This is a genomic window from Caulobacter sp. B11 (assembly GCF_002737765.1).
Taxonomy (GTDB): domain Bacteria; phylum Pseudomonadota; class Alphaproteobacteria; order Caulobacterales; family Caulobacteraceae; genus Caulobacter.
Window position 1 is genome coordinate 1 of record NZ_PEGG01000064.1, and the last position, 15,476, is coordinate 15,476.

13 protein-coding genes, 2 pseudogenes and 1 riboswitch are annotated in these 15,476 nt (G+C 67.6%); of the genes and pseudogenes, 8 read left to right on the forward strand and 7 right to left on the reverse strand.

Going from position 1 to position 15,476, the window contains the following annotated elements; translation table 11 throughout:
• The first annotated feature begins 135 nt into the window (after positions 1 to 135).
• Positions 136 to 300 carry a hypothetical protein gene (locus tag CSW58_RS13990; protein ID WP_161494561.1) on the forward strand — a complete coding sequence of 55 codons (165 nt, stop codon included), beginning with the start codon at positions 136 to 138 and terminating at the stop codon, positions 298 to 300.
• 49 nt (positions 301 to 349) lie between these two features.
• On the opposite strand, the gene rarD is transcribed toward CSW58_RS13990, so the two are convergent.
• The 3 genes and pseudogenes from rarD to glmS form a co-directional block, all read right to left on the reverse strand.
• Positions 350 to 1,240, reverse strand: coding sequence for an EamA family transporter RarD (gene rarD, locus CSW58_RS04135; protein ID WP_099446431.1), 891 nt, complete (start codon positions 1,238 to 1,240; stop codon positions 350 to 352).
• Between the two features lie 111 nt (positions 1,241 to 1,351).
• Positions 1,352 to 2,379 (reverse strand): annotated as a pseudogene (locus CSW58_RS04140) (aspartate-semialdehyde dehydrogenase).
• Positions 2,380 to 2,649: 270 nt separating this feature from the next.
• Positions 2,650 to 4,470, reverse strand: coding sequence for a glutamine--fructose-6-phosphate transaminase (isomerizing) (gene glmS / locus CSW58_RS04145; protein ID WP_099446422.1), 1,821 nt, complete (start codon positions 4,468 to 4,470; stop codon positions 2,650 to 2,652).
• Between the two features lie 145 nt (positions 4,471 to 4,615).
• Between glmS and glmM the strand changes: the two genes are divergently transcribed.
• A complete protein-coding gene (gene glmM / locus CSW58_RS04150) occupies positions 4,616 to 5,962 on the forward strand; it encodes a phosphoglucosamine mutase (RefSeq protein ID WP_099446423.1) in 1,347 nt (448 codons plus the stop codon).
• 19 nt (positions 5,963 to 5,981) lie between these two features.
• Here glmM and CSW58_RS04155 read toward each other — a convergent pair whose 3' ends face one another.
• Entirely contained in the window at positions 5,982 to 6,728 is a 747-nt protein-coding gene (locus CSW58_RS04155) for a DUF6065 family protein (protein ID WP_099446424.1), read from the reverse strand.
• A 103-nt stretch (positions 6,729 to 6,831) separates the two neighbouring features.
• On the opposite strand from CSW58_RS04155, the gene CSW58_RS04160 reads away from it, so the two are divergent.
• From CSW58_RS04160 to CSW58_RS04175, 4 genes are all read left to right on the forward strand, one after another.
• Positions 6,832 to 7,335, forward strand: a complete 504-nt coding sequence (locus tag CSW58_RS04160) for a prolyl-tRNA synthetase associated domain-containing protein (protein WP_099446425.1) — start codon at positions 6,832 to 6,834, stop codon at positions 7,333 to 7,335.
• 84 nt (positions 7,336 to 7,419) lie between these two features.
• Positions 7,420 to 8,328, forward strand: coding sequence for a co-chaperone YbbN (locus CSW58_RS04165; RefSeq protein WP_099446426.1), 909 nt, complete (start codon positions 7,420 to 7,422; stop codon positions 8,326 to 8,328).
• A gap of 9 nt (positions 8,329 to 8,337) precedes the next feature.
• The gene (locus CSW58_RS04170; protein WP_099446427.1) at positions 8,338 to 8,994 is read left to right on the forward strand and encodes an LON peptidase substrate-binding domain-containing protein; all 657 of its coding nucleotides are present in this window, start codon (positions 8,338 to 8,340) and stop codon (positions 8,992 to 8,994) included.
• Between the two features lie 70 nt (positions 8,995 to 9,064).
• Positions 9,065 to 9,271: a Trm112 family protein gene (locus tag CSW58_RS04175; RefSeq protein ID WP_099446428.1), complete on the forward strand. Its 207-nt coding sequence runs from the start codon at positions 9,065 to 9,067 to the stop codon at positions 9,269 to 9,271.
• A gap of 6 nt (positions 9,272 to 9,277) precedes the next feature.
• On the opposite strand, the gene CSW58_RS04180 is transcribed toward CSW58_RS04175, so the two are convergent.
• Positions 9,278 to 10,528, reverse strand: coding sequence for a UbiH/UbiF/VisC/COQ6 family ubiquinone biosynthesis hydroxylase (locus CSW58_RS04180; RefSeq protein WP_099446429.1), 1,251 nt, complete (start codon positions 10,526 to 10,528; stop codon positions 9,278 to 9,280).
• 122 nt (positions 10,529 to 10,650) lie between these two features.
• Positions 10,651 to 10,731: riboswitch (ZMP/ZTP riboswitch) on the forward strand.
• A 28-nt stretch (positions 10,732 to 10,759) separates the two neighbouring features.
• Between CSW58_RS04180 and purH the strand changes: the two genes are divergently transcribed.
• Together purH and CSW58_RS14915 are read left to right on the forward strand one after the other, a co-directional pair.
• Positions 10,760 to 12,349 (forward strand): bifunctional phosphoribosylaminoimidazolecarboxamide formyltransferase/IMP cyclohydrolase, encoded by a 1,590-nt coding sequence (gene purH, locus CSW58_RS04185; protein WP_099446430.1) that lies wholly within the window; start codon positions 10,760 to 10,762, stop codon positions 12,347 to 12,349.
• A 395-nt stretch (positions 12,350 to 12,744) separates the two neighbouring features.
• Positions 12,745 to 13,146, forward strand: coding sequence for a hypothetical protein (locus CSW58_RS14915; protein WP_236627641.1), 402 nt, complete (start codon positions 12,745 to 12,747; stop codon positions 13,144 to 13,146).
• Here the strand turns inward: CSW58_RS14915 and CSW58_RS04195 are convergent.
• Entirely contained in the window at positions 13,143 to 14,294 is a 1,152-nt protein-coding gene (locus CSW58_RS04195) for a DUF418 domain-containing protein (RefSeq protein WP_236627642.1), read from the reverse strand. The genes CSW58_RS14915 and CSW58_RS04195 overlap by 4 nt on opposite strands.
• Positions 14,295 to 14,399: 105 nt before the next feature.
• Positions 14,400 to 15,476: pseudogene (locus CSW58_RS04200) on the reverse strand (NAD-glutamate dehydrogenase); the annotation flags it as partial.

Here is a 15,476-nt window from a genome sequence, read left to right on the forward strand (position 1 = left end):
CCCGTCCTATCCCTCGGGCAGCGGCGCGGTGGGGTGGGCCTGGAGCCTCGTCCTGGCCGAACTGGCGCCGGGCGCGGGCCCAGCCGCTCCTGGCGCGCGGGCTCGAGATCGGCGAACGGCCGGGTGATCTGCGGCGTGCATTATCCCAGCGACATCCAGGCTGGACGCCTGATCGGCGCCGCGGTGGTTTCACGCCTGCACGCGGAGGCGGCCTTCAGGACTGATCTGGAAGCCGCTCGCGCCGAACTGGCGGCGTCCCGGTCCAAGGGTCCGGCGGCGGGGTGCGCTTCGGGGTCCTAGGCGAGCGCCGCCGGTCAGGATCGCTTTCCGACCGACGACCGGTCTTGGATCAGGCCGCTACCGACCGCGTGCGCTTCCAGGCTCCATAGGCGAAGACGGCCACACCCAGCCAGATGAACACGAACGACAAGGCCCGCATCGGCGTGAAGGCCTCGCCCAGGAGAACGCCGAGCAGGAACTGGATCGTGGGCGCGATGAACTGGAGGAAGCCCACCGCGCTCAGGGGCAGGCGGCGCGCCGACCAGGCGAAGAGCGCCAGCGGAACCACGGTCGCCGGTCCAGCCAGCATCAACAGCGTCGTGACGCTGACGCCGCCGCCGAAATGCCCGGCGCCGGTCGACTGCAGGTGCAGCACATAGATCAAGCCTGGGACCGCCAGATAGGCGCACTCGATGAACAGCCCCGTCTGAGCGTCGGCCTTCACCTGCTTTCGCAGGATGGCATAGACGCAAAAGGTCAGGGCCAGGCCCAGAGAGACGACCGGCAAATGGCCCAGGGCCAGGGTCTGGATGGCGACCCCGACGGCGGCGAGACCGATGGCGACCTTGCCCTCGACGCTCATCCGTTCCCGAAACAGCAGAGCCCCGGCCGCCATGTTCATCAGCGGGTTGATATAGTAGCCGAGGCTGGCCTCGATCACATGGCCGGCATTGACCGCGAAGACATAGATCGTCCAGTTGGCGAAGATGGCCAGGGTCGACAGGGCCAGGATCCCCAGGGTCTTGGGTTGCCGCAGCACCGCGGCGACCTGGCCGCCCTGGCGGGCCAGCAGCACCAGTCCGCCGGCCCACAACACCGACCACAGCGTCCGGTGAGCGATCATCTCCCAGGAGCCTACTCCCAACAGGGCCAGGGCGTGGAAGTAGAGAGGCAGGAAGCCCCACAGCAGATAGCAGGCCATGCCGGCGATCAGCGCCGCCCGGCCTTCATCCTTCACCATGCTGTTGTCCGACGCCATGGCGCTGTTTCCTGTCGCAACAATAAAAAGGCTCCCGGAACCTAAGGTCCCGGGAGCCCCAGATCGGCCACCCGCTTCTTGCGGGCGCGAGGTCTAGGCCGGGATCGCCTGCTTGATCAGGCCGCGCTCGTGGAGGAGCTGGGCGATCTGCACCGCGTTCAGCGCCGCGCCCTTGCGCAGGTTGTCGGCGACGCACCAGAGCACGATGCCGTTCTCGACCGTCGGGTCGGTGCGGATGCGCGAGACATAGACCGGGAATTCGCCGGCGCATTCCTTGGGCGTCATATAGCCGCCGTCCTCGCGCTTATCGACCACCTGAACGCCGTCGGCGTCGCGCAGGATCTCGCGCACGTCGTCCTCGTCCAGGGGGGTTGCGAACTCGATATTGATCGCTTCGGCATGCCCGACCATCACCGGAACCCGCACGCAGGTGGCGACCAGCTTGATGGAGGGGTCCAGGATCTTCTTGGTCTCCATCATCATCTTCCACTCTTCCTTCGTGAAGCCGTCCTCCATGAAGGAGTCGATGTGGGGATGACGTTGAAGGCGATCTGCTTGGTGAATTTCTTGGGCGGCGGGGCGCCGAGGACGAACACGCCCTTGGTCTGCTCCCACAGCTCGTCCATGCCTTCCTTGCCCGCGCCGGACACCGACTGATAGGTCGAGACGACGACGCGCTTGATCTTGGCTTCGTCATGCAGGGGCTTGAGCACGACCACCAGCTGCGCCGTGGAGCAGTTGGGGTTGGCGATGATGTTCTTGCGCATGTCCTTGACGGCGTCCGGGTTTACTTCCGGCACGATCAGGGGCACGTCCGGGTCCATCCGGAAGTGGCTGGAATTGTCGATGACGATGGGACCGGCCGCGCCGATCTTCTCGCCCCATTCCTTGGAGATGGCGCCGCCGGCGCTCATCAGCACGATGTCGACCTTGCTGAAGTCGAACTGAGCCAGGTCCTCGCACTTGAGAATCTGCGCGCCGAACGAGACTTCCACGCCGATGGATTTGCGCGAGGCGATGGCATGCATCTTTTCCACGGGGAAGTTCACTTCCTCGAGGATGTTGAACATTTCACGGCCCACATTGCCCGTGGCGCCGACCACGGCGACCCGGTAACCCATCGCGACCTCCAATTCGACTGATACGGCCCGACCTTCGGGCGCGGTGACCCGTTACGCCCGGCGGGCTCCGGAAGCAAGAACAGGCTTTCTGATGCGACCCTTAGTCCAGCCCGGGTTGGAATTTTTCTCCCATGCGCGGAGAAATTGCCATGGCCGCCGCAAGGTTATTGCGAGCAGCCCGGCGATCTGGGGCGAGGCTGTGTGCCGTGTGGGGCTATCGCGAGATCCGTTCGGCCCGCAGCGGCGCCGGCATGTGGCGGCGCCCGGCCCCTATTCCACCGTCACCGACTTGGCCAGGTTGCGCGGCTGGTCGACGTCGGCGCCCTTGTGGACGGCCACGTGATAAGCAAGCAGCTGGATAGGGGCCGACATCACCAGGGTCGAAACCAGCGGATCGCAGGACGGGGCCGTGACCACCACCTTGGCCCCGGCCGGGGCGTGCTTGGCGCCTTCGGGGTCGGTGATGAACACCACCTGGCCGCCGCGGGCCATGACCTCGCTCATGTTTGAGGCCGACTTCTCGAACCAGTTGTCATAGGGCGCGAGAATGATGATCGGCGTCTGGTCGTCGACCAGGGCGATCGGTCCATGCTTCAGCTCGCCGGCGGCATAGCCCTCGGCGTGGATGTAGCTGATCTCCTTGAGCTTCAGCGCACCCTCCAGGGCCAGGGCCGACATCGGGCCGCGTCCCAGGAACAGCACGTCGCGCGCCTTGGCGATCTCGGCGGCGATGTCCTTGAGGGCGTCTTCCAGGCCGATGGCTTCGGCGATCAGGCGGGGGGCTTCCAGCATCACCTTGACCAGGCGCTGCTCCTCGGCGTCGTCGATCCGGCCGCGCGCCTTGGCGGCGGCCACGGCCAGGGCGATCATCACGCTGACCTGGGCGGTGAAGGCCTTGGTTGAGGCGACCCCGATCTCGACGCCGCAATGGATCGGCCATACCACGTCGACCTCGCGGGCCATGGTCGATTCCTGGGCGTTGACCACCACGGCGCTCTTCATGCCCCTGGCCTTGCAGTAGCGCAGGGCGGCCAGGGTGTCGGCGGTCTCGCCGGACTGCGACATGGCGACGACCAGCGAGCCCGGGCGCAGGGCCGGGCTGCGATAGCGGAACTCCGAAGCGATCTCGACATCGACCGGCAGGTCGGCCAACTGCTCGATCAGGTACTTGCCGATCATGCCGGCGATGTAGGAGGTGCCGCAGGCGACGATCTGGATGCGCTCCAGGGCCGCCAGATCGATGTCGCCGGGCATGGCGGAGCGGGACGTCAGGGCGTCGACATAGGCCGAGATCGTCCGTTGGCAGCCCTCGGGCTGCTCGTGGATTTCCTTCTCCATGAAGTGCCGGTAGTTGCCCTTTTCCAGCATGACGGCCGAGGCGGCGACGATCTTGACCGGGCGCGTGACGGCCGCGCCCGAGGCGTCGAAGATCCGGGCGGAGTTGTGGTCGAGGGCCACATAGTCGCCCTCCTCCAGATAGGTCACTCGGTTGGTGAAGGGGCCCACGGCCAGGGCGTCGGAGCCCAGAAACATCTCGCCGTCGCCGTCGCCGACCACCAGCGGACTGCCGCGACGCGCGCCGAGGATCAGGTTGTCGGCCCCCTCAATCAGCACGGCCAGGGCATAGGCGCCGGTCAGGCGGTCGAGCGCGGCCTTGAAGGCCTCCAGCGGCCCCAGGCCGGTCGCCAGTTCGGCGTCGATCAACTGGGCGATAACCTCGGTGTCGGTATCGCTTTCGAACAGGCGGCCCGTGGCGGCCAGCTCGACCTTCAGCTCGGCGAAATTCTCGATGATGCCGTTGTGCACCAAGGTAACCCGGCCGGCGGTGTGGGGGTGGGCATTCTTGACATTGGGCGCGCCGTGCGTGGCCCAGCGCACGTGGCCGATGCCGTTCTGGGCGACCAGGGGCTGCTCGGCGAGCACGGCCTCCAGATTGCGCAGCTTGCCCTGGGCGCGGCGGCGCTCGACCTTTCCGTCCACCACGGCCGCGACCCCCGCGGAGTCATAGCCGCGATACTCAAGGCGCTTGAGGCTATCGACCAGGCGCTCGGCGACAGGCCTGGTTCCGACGATGCCGATGATGCCGCACATGGACCAATCCTTTGTCAAACCCATGCGCCGGGAGTAACTCTCCTCGGACGCGAGCTCATTAAACGCAGCTGGGCTTTAGCATTCGTGCAGGACTCGCCATCATAAATCTGCATTTCGAAACGTTTCGCGACCCCGGTAGAGATCCATGAGCAAGCGCGCCTATTTCGGCACCGACGGCATTCGCGGTCAGGCCAACAAGCATCCGATGACGGCCGAGGTCGCCCTGCGGGTCGGACTGGCGGCCGGAAAGCTGTTTCGCTCGCAGGATGATCGCCGCCACCTGGTGGTGATCGGCAAGGACACCCGCCTGTCAGGCTACATGATCGAGCCGGCCCTGGTCGCCGGATTCGCCAGCGTCGGGATGGATGTGCGGCTGTTTGGTCCGCTGCCGACGCCGGCCGTGGCGATGATGACCCGCTCGATGCGCGCCGACCTGGGCGTGATGATCAGCGCCAGCCACAACGACTATGCCGACAACGGCATCAAGCTGTTCGGCCCCGACGGCTACAAGCTGTCCGATGAGCAGGAGCTGAAGATCGAGGCCCTGATGGACGAGGGTCTGCAGGAGGGCCTGGCCCCGCCGCGCGGCCTGGGCCGGGTCATGCGCATCGATGACGCCCAGGCTCGCTATGTCGAGATCGTCAAGGCCACCTTCCCGCGCCACCTGTCGCTGTCGGGCCTGCGGATCGTCATCGATTGCGCCCATGGCGCGGCCTACAAGGTCGCTCCCACCGCCCTCTATGAGCTGGGCGCCGAGGTCTTCCCGATCGGCGTGGCCCCCAACGGCACCAATATCAACGCTGAATGCGGCTCGACCCATCCCGACGCCATGGCCCGGCTGGTACGCGAGTACCGGGCCGACATCGGCATCGCCCTGGATGGCGATGCCGACCGCCTGGTGATCTGCGACGAGAAGGGCCTGGTCGTCGACGGCGACCAGATCATGGCGATCATCGCCGCCGCCTACGCCAAGGCCGGCACGCTGAAGGCGGGCGGCGTGGTGGCCACGGTCATGTCGAACCTGGGCCTGGAACGGTTCCTCTCGGACAAGGGCCTGACCCTGGAGCGCACCAGCGTCGGCGATCGCCACGTGATGGCCCGGATGCGCGAGGGCGGCTTCAATCTCGGCGGCGAACAGTCGGGCCACGTGATCCTGTCGGACTTCTCGACCACCGGGGATGGTCTGATCGCCGCCCTGCAGGTGCTGGCGGTGATGATCGAGAGCGGCAAGCCGATGAGCGCCCTGGGCCGGCAGTTCGAGCCGGCCCCGCAGATCCTCGAGAACGTGCGTTTCGCCGGCGGCAAGCCGCTCGACGCCAAGACCGTCAAGGAGGCCATCGCCGACGGCGAGGCCCAGCTGAACGGCTCTGGCCGCATCGTCGTGCGCGCCTCGGGCACCGAGCCCCTGATCCGCATCATGGCGGAGGGCGACGACCAAGCCATGGTCCAGAGGGTGGTCAGCGCCATCGTTTCGGCCGTGAAGGCGGTCTGAAGCCGACGGCGCCGCGGGCCTAGCTGCCCAGTTTCGGCGCCTTCAGCCGCCGCTTGTTGACGTGGCCGGCGGGGGCAGGCTCTTCGATCTCCTCGGGATACTCGCCCTTGAAGTAGAAGCGCTGCCAGGCCTCCTTGGTGGCCTCGGGATCGCGCTTGAAGATCAGGCTGTTGAACTCGCCGCGCTTCTCGGCCCAGACATCGTATTGCTTGCGAAGGTCGGGGTTGGAGTTCATCGAGCGGATCACCGGCTGAACCTGCTCCATGGCCTTGTCCTGCATCATCATGAAGAAGCAGAACGGCTCGCCCTTCTCGAAGCGCACCGTGCCCGGGCGGGTGAAGATCCAGTTCATCGTGAAGGGGAAGGGCAGCCAGTCGGTCTCGACCAGGCCGGCCAGCGGCTGGACGCCGTCCTTGACGTGATTGGGCGGCCCGCCGGTCCAGATCGACCAGCCTGGCGGGGTGCGGAACAGATAGCCGGGATGGAAGGTCATGACGCCGCGCGAGAAGTGCGACTTGACGAAATCGGCGAACCCCGGATGCGGATGATCGGGACGGAAGGTGATGGCGCTCTGGTGGGGCCCGCCGTCCCAGGTGGCGGTGAAGCCGACGGGGCAAAGGATTTCCCAGCCTGTGGTGTTGGCCATGGTCAGGGGCAGGCAGCGATAGGCGTGGCGGTCGGCGAAGTGGTCCATCCAGGCCCGCTGCGGCCGGCCGGCGACGATCTCGGGCGGACGCGGCTCGAGGGGGTAGCACTCCAGTTCCATGCCGGTCTCTTCCCTTTGGTTTCTTGGCCTTGCCACTGGTCTAGCGTCCGTGAGGCGCAGGCGTCCAGTTCCACGCGTCGCCGGCCTGGTCTAGGAAGTTCGGATGAAGAGCCGCGCCGACCTTTTCGCCTTCCTCGACGCCCAGGCGATCGCCCATTTCACCCTCGACCATGCCCCGTTGTTCCGGGTGGAGGAGGGGCTCGAGATCAAGGCGGCCCTGCCGGGCGGCCACACCAAGAACCTGTTCCTCAAGGACGCCAAGGGTCAGCTGTGGCTGATCTCGGCCCTGGGCGAGACGGTCATCGACCTCAAGCGCCTGCACACGGTGATCGGCTCTAGCCGCCTGTCGTTCGGGGCCGAGGCCCTGATGGTCGAGACCCTTGGCGTGAGGCCGGGCTCGGTGACGGCCCTCGGCCTGATCAACGATACCGATCACCGGGTGCGCTTCGTGCTCGACGCGGCCCTGGCCCAGGCCGACCCGGTCAATTTCCACCCGCTGGGCAATGACGCCACCACGGCTCTGAGCCAGGACGGCTTCCGGCGGTTCCTCGCGGCCCTCGGCGTTGAGCCGATGATCGTCGATTTTACCGCGATGACGGTGGTCTGAGGCTTCGGGCGCGATTGCGAACCCGCCCGCCAGGGACCATCTTGGGTTCGAACGCGTTGAACGCCCAGTGACGAGAGAGTTTCGATGGCCCTGATCGGCGAAAAGCCCGCCCCCATCGCCGCCGGCGGCAAGAATCCGCACATCAAGGACGGTACGGACGCTAGCTTCCTGGCCGACGTGATCGAGGCGTCCAAGATCCAACCGGTCATTGTCGACTTCTGGGCCACCTGGTGCGGGCCCTGTCGCCAGCTGACGCCGGCTCTGGAAAAGGCGGTCGCCGCGGCCGACGGGGCGGTCAAGCTGGTCAAGATCGATGTCGACAAGAATCCCGGCTATTCGGGGCAGCTTCGGGTGCAGTCGATCCCGACCGTCTACGCCTTCGTCGACGGCCAGCCGGTGGACGGCTTCCAGGGCGCTGTCCCCGACAGCGAGCTGAAGGCCTTTATCGCCCGCATCTCGGGTCCGCCCAAGGAAAGCGACGTCGACGCCCTTCTGGCCATGGCCAAGGAATCCGTCAGCCTGGGCGACCTGGGCGGCGCGGCCCAGGCCTTCGCCCAGGTGCTGCAGATGGACCCAGCCAATGTGAAGGCTCTGGGCGGTCTGGCGCGATGCTATCTGGACGGCGGCGATCTTGAGCGCGCGGCCGAGGTCGTGGCCATGGCGCCGGCCGGGGCCAAGGATCCAGATCTGGACAGCGTGCGCGCCGCCCTGGCCCTGGCGGAGGCGGCCCCCTCGGAAACCGCGCCGTTCGAGGCGCGGCTCGCCGCGGACCCTGACGATCACGAGGCGCGCCTTGAGCTGGCCAAGGCCCTGGCCGGAGCGGGTCGCTTGCAGGAGGCCTCAGATCATCTGCTGGAGATCATCCGTCGCGACCGGGCCTGGAACGACGAGGCGGCCCGCAAGCAGCTGCTGACGGTCTTCGAGGCCGCCGGCTACGCCTCCGAGGTCGCCAAGCAGGGCCGCAAGCGCCTCTCATCCCTTCTGTTCAGCTAGGAGCCGCCCATGCCGGGTGTCTATCGGACCGCGCGCGACCTGCCGTTGGTGATCCCGGTCTTCCCGCTGGACGGGGTGCTGCTGCTGCCGCACGGCCAGTTGCCGCTGAACATCTTCGAGCCGCGTTATCTCAACATGCTCGATGACGTCATGTCCGGCGAGCGGATGATCGGCATGGTTCAGACCCGTCCTGGCGGCGCCAACGAGCACCCGCGGCTGGCCCCGATCGGCTGCGCGGGGCGGGTGACCAGCTTCGCCGAAACGGGCGATGGCCGCTACCTCGTCACCCTGACCGGCGTGTGCCGGTTCAAGCTGGGCGAGGAACTGCCGGCGCGCGCGCCCTATCGCCAGGTCCGCGCCGATTTCACGGGCTTTGAGGCCGATCTGCTCGAGTCGCCCGGGTCGGTCGCCGAGCCGGGCCCGTTGCTGGCGGCGCTTCGCCGCTATCTCGATCATCGTGGCCTGGCCATCGACTGGACGAGCGCGGAATCGGCCCCGAGCGAGGCGCTGATCAACAGCCTGTCCATGGCCCTGCCGTTCGACCCGCTGGAGAAGCAGGCCCTGCTCGAAGCCCCCACCCTGGCGGACCGCCGCGAGACCCTGGTGGCGCTTCTGGAGATCGACGCCACGCTCGGCGACGACGACGAGCCGACCTCGATACAATGATTCAGTCTATGGATGGCCCTACGACGCCACGGCCGTTTTCTTCACGCTGGAATGGCCCTACAAGGCGATCATGACCGCTGCGCCCTCGCCCCCGCCCGCCGACCTGGACCCGCGCCTGCTGGAGGTGCTGGTTTGCCCGGTGACTCGCGCGCCCTTGTTCTATGACCGGGCCCGGGGCGAATTGATCAGCCATTCGGCCAAGCTGGCCTATCCGATCCGGGACGGCGTGCCGATCATGCTGCCCGAAGAAGCCCGCAGCCTCGCCGAAGGCGAATAGGCGACCTCAGAGCGCCCCGCCCCGCAAGAGGATGGGCAGGTCGCCCACGCCGCCGCCGGCTTCGTGCATGAAGAACCGCCGGGCGGGCGCGATACGATTGACCGCCGCCAGGCCGATCCCGCGCGCTAGCCGCAGCAGCCGATTGTCGTTGGAAAACAGGCGCACGAAGCTGTCGAAGGCCAGGGCGTTGGTGACATTGTCGAACCGCCGCCAGCGCGCATAGCGTTCCAGCACGACGTCGCTGCCGATGTCCTCACCGTTACGCAGGGCCTCTGCCAGCACTTCGGCCAGGGCCGCGGCGTCCTTGAGGCCCAGGTTCAGACCCTGGCCGGCGATCGGATGGACGCCGTGGGCGGCGTCGCCGATCAGGGCCAGGCGAGGGGCCGTCAGCCGCTCGGCCAGGGACAGGGACAGCGGGTAAATGAAGGTCGGCCCCGCCATCTCGACGGTTCCCAGGAAGTCACCGAACCGCCGCATCAGATGACTGTGGAAGGCCTCGGGGCTGGCTTGTCGCAGCGCCTCGGCGGCCTTGGTCGTCTCCGTCCAGACCAGGCTGGCGCGATTGTCGGTGAGCGGTAGGATCGCGAAGGGGCCATTGGGCAGGAAATATTCGTGGGCCACGCCCTCGTGGGGTCGCTGCATCCGAACCGTGGCCACCACGCCGCTCTGGCCGTAGCCCCAGCCAATGTCGCCGATCCCCGCAGCCTTGCGCAGAACCGATTGGCGCCCTTCGGCGCTGACGACCAGGGGCGCGGACAGCCGACGGCCATCGGTCAGGATCACCGTGGCCCCGCCGGCGTCGACCTCGAGGCCGCTGGCCGCGACCGGGGCCAGGACCGTGATATTCTGGGCCAGAACCGTGGCCGACAGGGCCGCGCGGATTTGACGGTTTTCGATCAGATAGCCCAGCGGCTCTCCATCGGAGCGGTCGGCGATCTCGCTGGAGTCAAAACGCAGGAAGAAGGCTGACGGCCCCGACGCGCTGGCCCCGGGGGCCTTGCCGTCAGTGACCAGGATCTGCTCGATCCGCTGGGCGTGCGGCGCCAAGGCCTCGCCCGCGCCCAGGGTGCGCCACTGGCGGAACGAGGAATAGGCGATAGCCGAGGATCGGCCGTCGAAGCTGGGCGCCAACTGACTGTCGAAAGGCTGAGGATCCACCAGCAGGGGCTTCAGGCCGGCCGAGGCCAGGGCCAGGGCCAGGGTCGAACCGGCCATGCCGGCTCCGGCGATGATGACATCGGCGTCGTGCGTGCGCATGGAGGCCGATATGGGCGCGACAAGGGGCCCTGTCCAGCGTCCAGGCCGGCGTTCGGGCCGATCCCCAAGTCTTGTCGGTCGGCGCCGCGATGTTGACTCCCCGGCTGGCCGCCGTATTTTCCGGCCGTTCGCGTGACTGGCGCTCAAGGTGGTGCACCACCGGGGAGCGCGGACCCCATATGCCGCGCGCCTGGGCTCCCCCTTCGTCTTCCCCAGACCCGGAGTCCCGCCGTGCCCGCCGCCCCTGACTATCCGTCCGCCCCCGATCTCGTCGTCCCCAAGCGGGCCCTGCTGTCGGTTTCCGACAAGACCGGCCTGGTCGAGGCGGCGCGTGTCCTGCACGAGGCGGGCGTCGAGCTGGTCTCGACCGGCGGCACCAAGGCGGCGATCGCGGCGGCCGGCCTGCCGGTCAAGGACGTCTCGGATCTGACGGGCTTTCCCGAGATGATGGACGGCCGGGTCAAGACCCTGCACCCCATCGTCCACGGCGGCCTGCTGGGCGTGCGCGACGCCCCCGAACACGCCAAGGCCATGGCCGACCACGGCATCGGCGGCATCGATATCCTCTATGTGAATCTGTATCCGTTCGAGGCCACGGTCGCCAAGGGCGGCGACTATGCCGAATGCGTCGAGAACATCGACATCGGCGGTCCGGCCATGATCCGCTCGGCGGCCAAGAACCACGGCTATGTCGCCGTCTGCACCGATCCGTCCGATGTGGCCGAAGTGTTGGAAGCGCTGAAGACCGGCGGGACCACCCTGGCCCTGCGCCAGCAGTTGGCGGCTCGCGCCTATGCCCGCACGGCGGCCTATGACGCGGCGATCAGCGCCTGGTTCGCCGGCCAGCTGGGTCAGGCCTTCCCGGCCCGCAAGACCATCTCTGGCGAGCTGCGCCAGGTGATGCGCTATGGCGAGAACCCGCACCAGAAGGCTGCCTTCTATGCGTTCCCCAATCCCAGGGTCGGGGTGGCCACGGCGACCCAGCTGCAGGGCAAGGAACTCAGCTACAACAACATCAATGACACCGACGCGGCCTTCGAGCTGATCGCCGAGTTCGACCCGGCCCAGGGCCCGGCCGTGGCGATCATCAAGCACGCCAATCCCTGCGGCGTGGCGGTGGGCGGCAGCCAGCGCCACGCCTATGAGCGGGCCCTGGCCTGCGACCCGACCTCGGCCTTCGGCGGCATCGTGGCGGTCAATTCGCGCCTCACGAAAGAGGCGGCCCTGGCCATGGTCGAGATCTTTACCGAGGTGGTGATCGCCCCGGAAGCCGACGATGACGCCATCGCCGTGTTCGCCGCCAAGAAGAACCTGCGCCTGCTGATCACGGGCGGCCTGCCCGACGCCCTGTCGACCGGCGACACCTTCAAGAGCGTGGCCGGCGGCTTCCTGGTGCAGTCGCGGGATGACGCGCGGATTACGGCCGACGACCTGAAGATCGTGACCCAGCGCCAGCCGACCGACACCGAAGTGCGCGACATGCTGTTCGCCTTCACGGTCGGCAAGCACGTCAAGTCCAACGCCATCGTCTATGCCCGCGACGGCCAGACCCTGGGCGTCGGAGCCGGCCAGATGAACCGCAAGGATTCGGCCCGGATCGCGGCCCTGCGCGCCGCTGATTTCGGCCTGGACCTGCAGGGTTGCGCCTGCGCCTCGGAGGCCTTCTTCCCGTTCGCCGACGGCCTGATCCAGGCCGCCGAAGCCGGCGCCACGGCGATCATCCAGCCGGGCGGCTCGATGCGTGACGGGGAAGTGATCGCCGCCGCCGACAAGCTTGGCCTTACCATGGCCTTCACCGGCGTGCGGGTGTTCAGGCACTAGGTTTCGTCAGGCGGGATGAGCGGAGAGAACGGATCGATGCAAAGCGCCGACTGGGGAGCCAAGGTCGTTGACGCCTCCAAGGTGTTCAGGCCGACGGGGAACGGGCCGTTTCCGGTGGCGCTGATCCTGCATGGCTGCGGCGGTAAGACGCCCTTTCTGGAGGCCTATGCCCAGACGGCGGTCGAGGCCGGCTACGCCGCCATCGTCGTCGACTCGTTCAAGCCGCGGGGCATTTCGACCCTGAACGCCAAGCTGTTCGTCTGCACCGGGACGACCTTGCAGGGGTCAAGCGCGCGGCCGATCTGTTCGCCATTCTCGCATGGCTGGAAGGCCAGGCCTGGGCGGACGCGCATAGCGTCTTCCTGGCCGGCTGGAGCCACGGCGGCTGGGCGATCATGGACGCCTATGCCAGCGGTGAGAACGCCGCCCGGGCGACGGGACTTCCCGATGCTGATCCGCGCCGACTGCGGACCCAGGTCAGGGGGGCCCTGCTGGTCTATCCCTATGCGGGCTATCCGGGCCTGACGACGCGCCAGGGATGGGGCGATCAGGGGCCGAGGGTCTTCTCGGTCCTGGCCGGCAAGGACCAGGTCGTCGGTTGGAAACATCCCAGCCGGGCGCTGGAACGCCTGACCCGCGACGGCCTGTCTGTCGACACCGTCTTCCACGCCGACGCCACCCATGCCTTCGATGACGACAGGGCCAATGATCCGCGCGCCCGCTATCGTCCCGATCTGTTTGATCAGACGCGGACCTATTTCGGACGGGCCCTGACCGAGACCCTCGCCGCGCTCTAGGCGACGACCGGCGCCGGGGCGGACCGGCGCAGGGTCATCGGGCCGCGATAAAGGCGCCGCCACAGCCATTCCAGCGGGCCCATGGTGAAGCGGTCCATCCACCAGCGCGACCACAGGATCTGCGCGATCCAGATCCCGACGGTGATCGCCGCCAGGCCGGGCCGGTCGACCTGGCCATGCAGACTCAGGCCGCGGCCGCCGTAGAAGATCGCGGTCATGATTAGCGATTGAGCGATGTAGTTGGTGAAGGCCATCTGGCCCACGGGGGCGAGGGCCTTGGGGATCGCCTTCCAGAAGCCTGACGACCGGGAGGCGAACACCACCAGGCTGACATAGGCCAGGGTCGTCAGCGGCGCCGTGGCCATCTGCAGCCAGCCGGCGAAATTGCCCAGCGGCTTGGGAAGGCCCTGGGTCGCGAAGGCGATGAAGCAGACGCCGACGATCGCCAGGGCGAACAGGCCGACGGCGGTGAGGGTCGCATAGACCCGGTTGGAGGCCTCGCCGGTCAGCACGCCCAGCTTGAAGCAGCCCAGGCCGATCATCATCAGGCTGGCGGTCATCGGGAAGATCACCGGCTCACCGGCCAGAAACATCAGGCGGTCCTTGGCGTTCTGGGTCAGGGACTGCAGGAAGGTCCCGGCATATTGCGCGGCGCCGAGCTGGTGCTTGGCCGCCTCGGCCGCGGTCTTCGCCGCCGTCATGTCTTCGGGCATCAGCATCATCATGACCATGCCGACAGCCATCAGGGCGATCAGCCCCAACCAGATGCCGATCCCGGCCTTGAGCAGTTTCGAGGGCGCCCAGGACCGGGCCAGCATGACGGCGAATCCGGCCAGGGCGTAGCTGAGCAGGACGTCGCCAAACCAGATGACGAAGCCGTGCAGCAGCCCGAACAGCACCATCCAGGACAGGCGTTTGCGTAGGATGGCGCCCCGTTCCAGGTCTGACCGCTCGCCGCCGACCAGGAAGATCGAGACGCCAAACAGCATGGCGAACAGCGTGACGAACTTGCGCTGGAACAGCCACTGGGTGACGACCCACACCGAGACGGTGTCCGTCTCGGTTCCGTGCGGCCAGAGCCGCACCGATTCGGCCAGGCCGGCCACGACGGCGAAATCCGGCGCATTGCACAGCAGGATGCCCAGCACCCCAAGCCCCGCAGCGAATCGAGCAAACTGATGCGTGTCTTGGTCATGATCGCCCCCGGTCAGAGCGCCAGTGTGGCGCTTTGCCGGGGCTTCGACAACCGGGGGTCAGTTCGCCGTGGCCAGGGCCCTCAGCGCGGCGTTGGCGATGGTCAGCTTGGCGAAACTCCAGCCGCCGCCAGCCTGCTCGATGTCTTCCACCGTGCGTTTGGCGGCCCGGACCTGCGCGGCCTGCAAGGCGGCCACGAGGTGACGGCGGCCTTGGCCGACAATTCATCGTCACCGGCCTGGGCGTTGGCGGCGAACTTGAGCACGGTCTGGGTCAGGCTGGTTTGCTCGCTGAGCATGTCCTCGACCAGTCGGCGAACGGCCAGGCGCTCGAAACTGTCGCCGCCCACGAACGATCCCGCCGCGCTGCGGAGGCGATCGAAACCCAGGTTGGCGCCGACCTGGTGATAGAGCCGAGCGACATTCTCGACCGACCAGCTGGAGGCGTTGGCCAGGTCGACCAGGTCAGCGCCGGTGGTCAGGGGCTGCAGCGCGGCGACGGCGTTGGCGAGGGTCTCGGGCGCGCCCTCAGAGATGTAGAGTTTCGCGCGCTTGGCGGTCGCCTTCTGCTCGAATGGCGACAGGATGCCCGGGGTCAGGGCGCTGAGCGCCTTGACCGAGGCTCCATAGGCTTCGACCAGCTGTCCGACCGTGGCCTTGTCCCGGAAGGCGCGCCGCGCCAGCCAGAAGGTCTGGCTTCGCAGGGCGTAGGCCAGGGCCTTGTAGAGCGCGGTTTGGCCGGCCGCCGAGGCCTTGCCGTCCAGGGCGCCGACCTGGCGCCAAAGCGCGTCGATGCCGAGGATGACCCGAGCCGCGGCGAAACCCACGACCAGGGCCGTGACGTCACAGCCCGCGGCGGCTCTCAGGCGAGTCGGGAAGGTCGGGCCGCACATATTGATCATCTGGTTGCCCACCACCGTGGCGATGATCTCGCGCTTCAGGCGGTGACGCTGCATCTGATCGGCATATCGATCGAGCGCCTTGGGGAAATAGCCCCGCAGGGTGGCCTCGAACCACGGATCGTCCGGCGCGTCCGAGGCGATGACGCCGTCGAACAGATCCAGCTTGCCATAGGCCAGCAGCACCGCCAGTTCGGGTCGGGTCAGGCCGATCCGGGCCTGTTCACGCTCGGCCAGC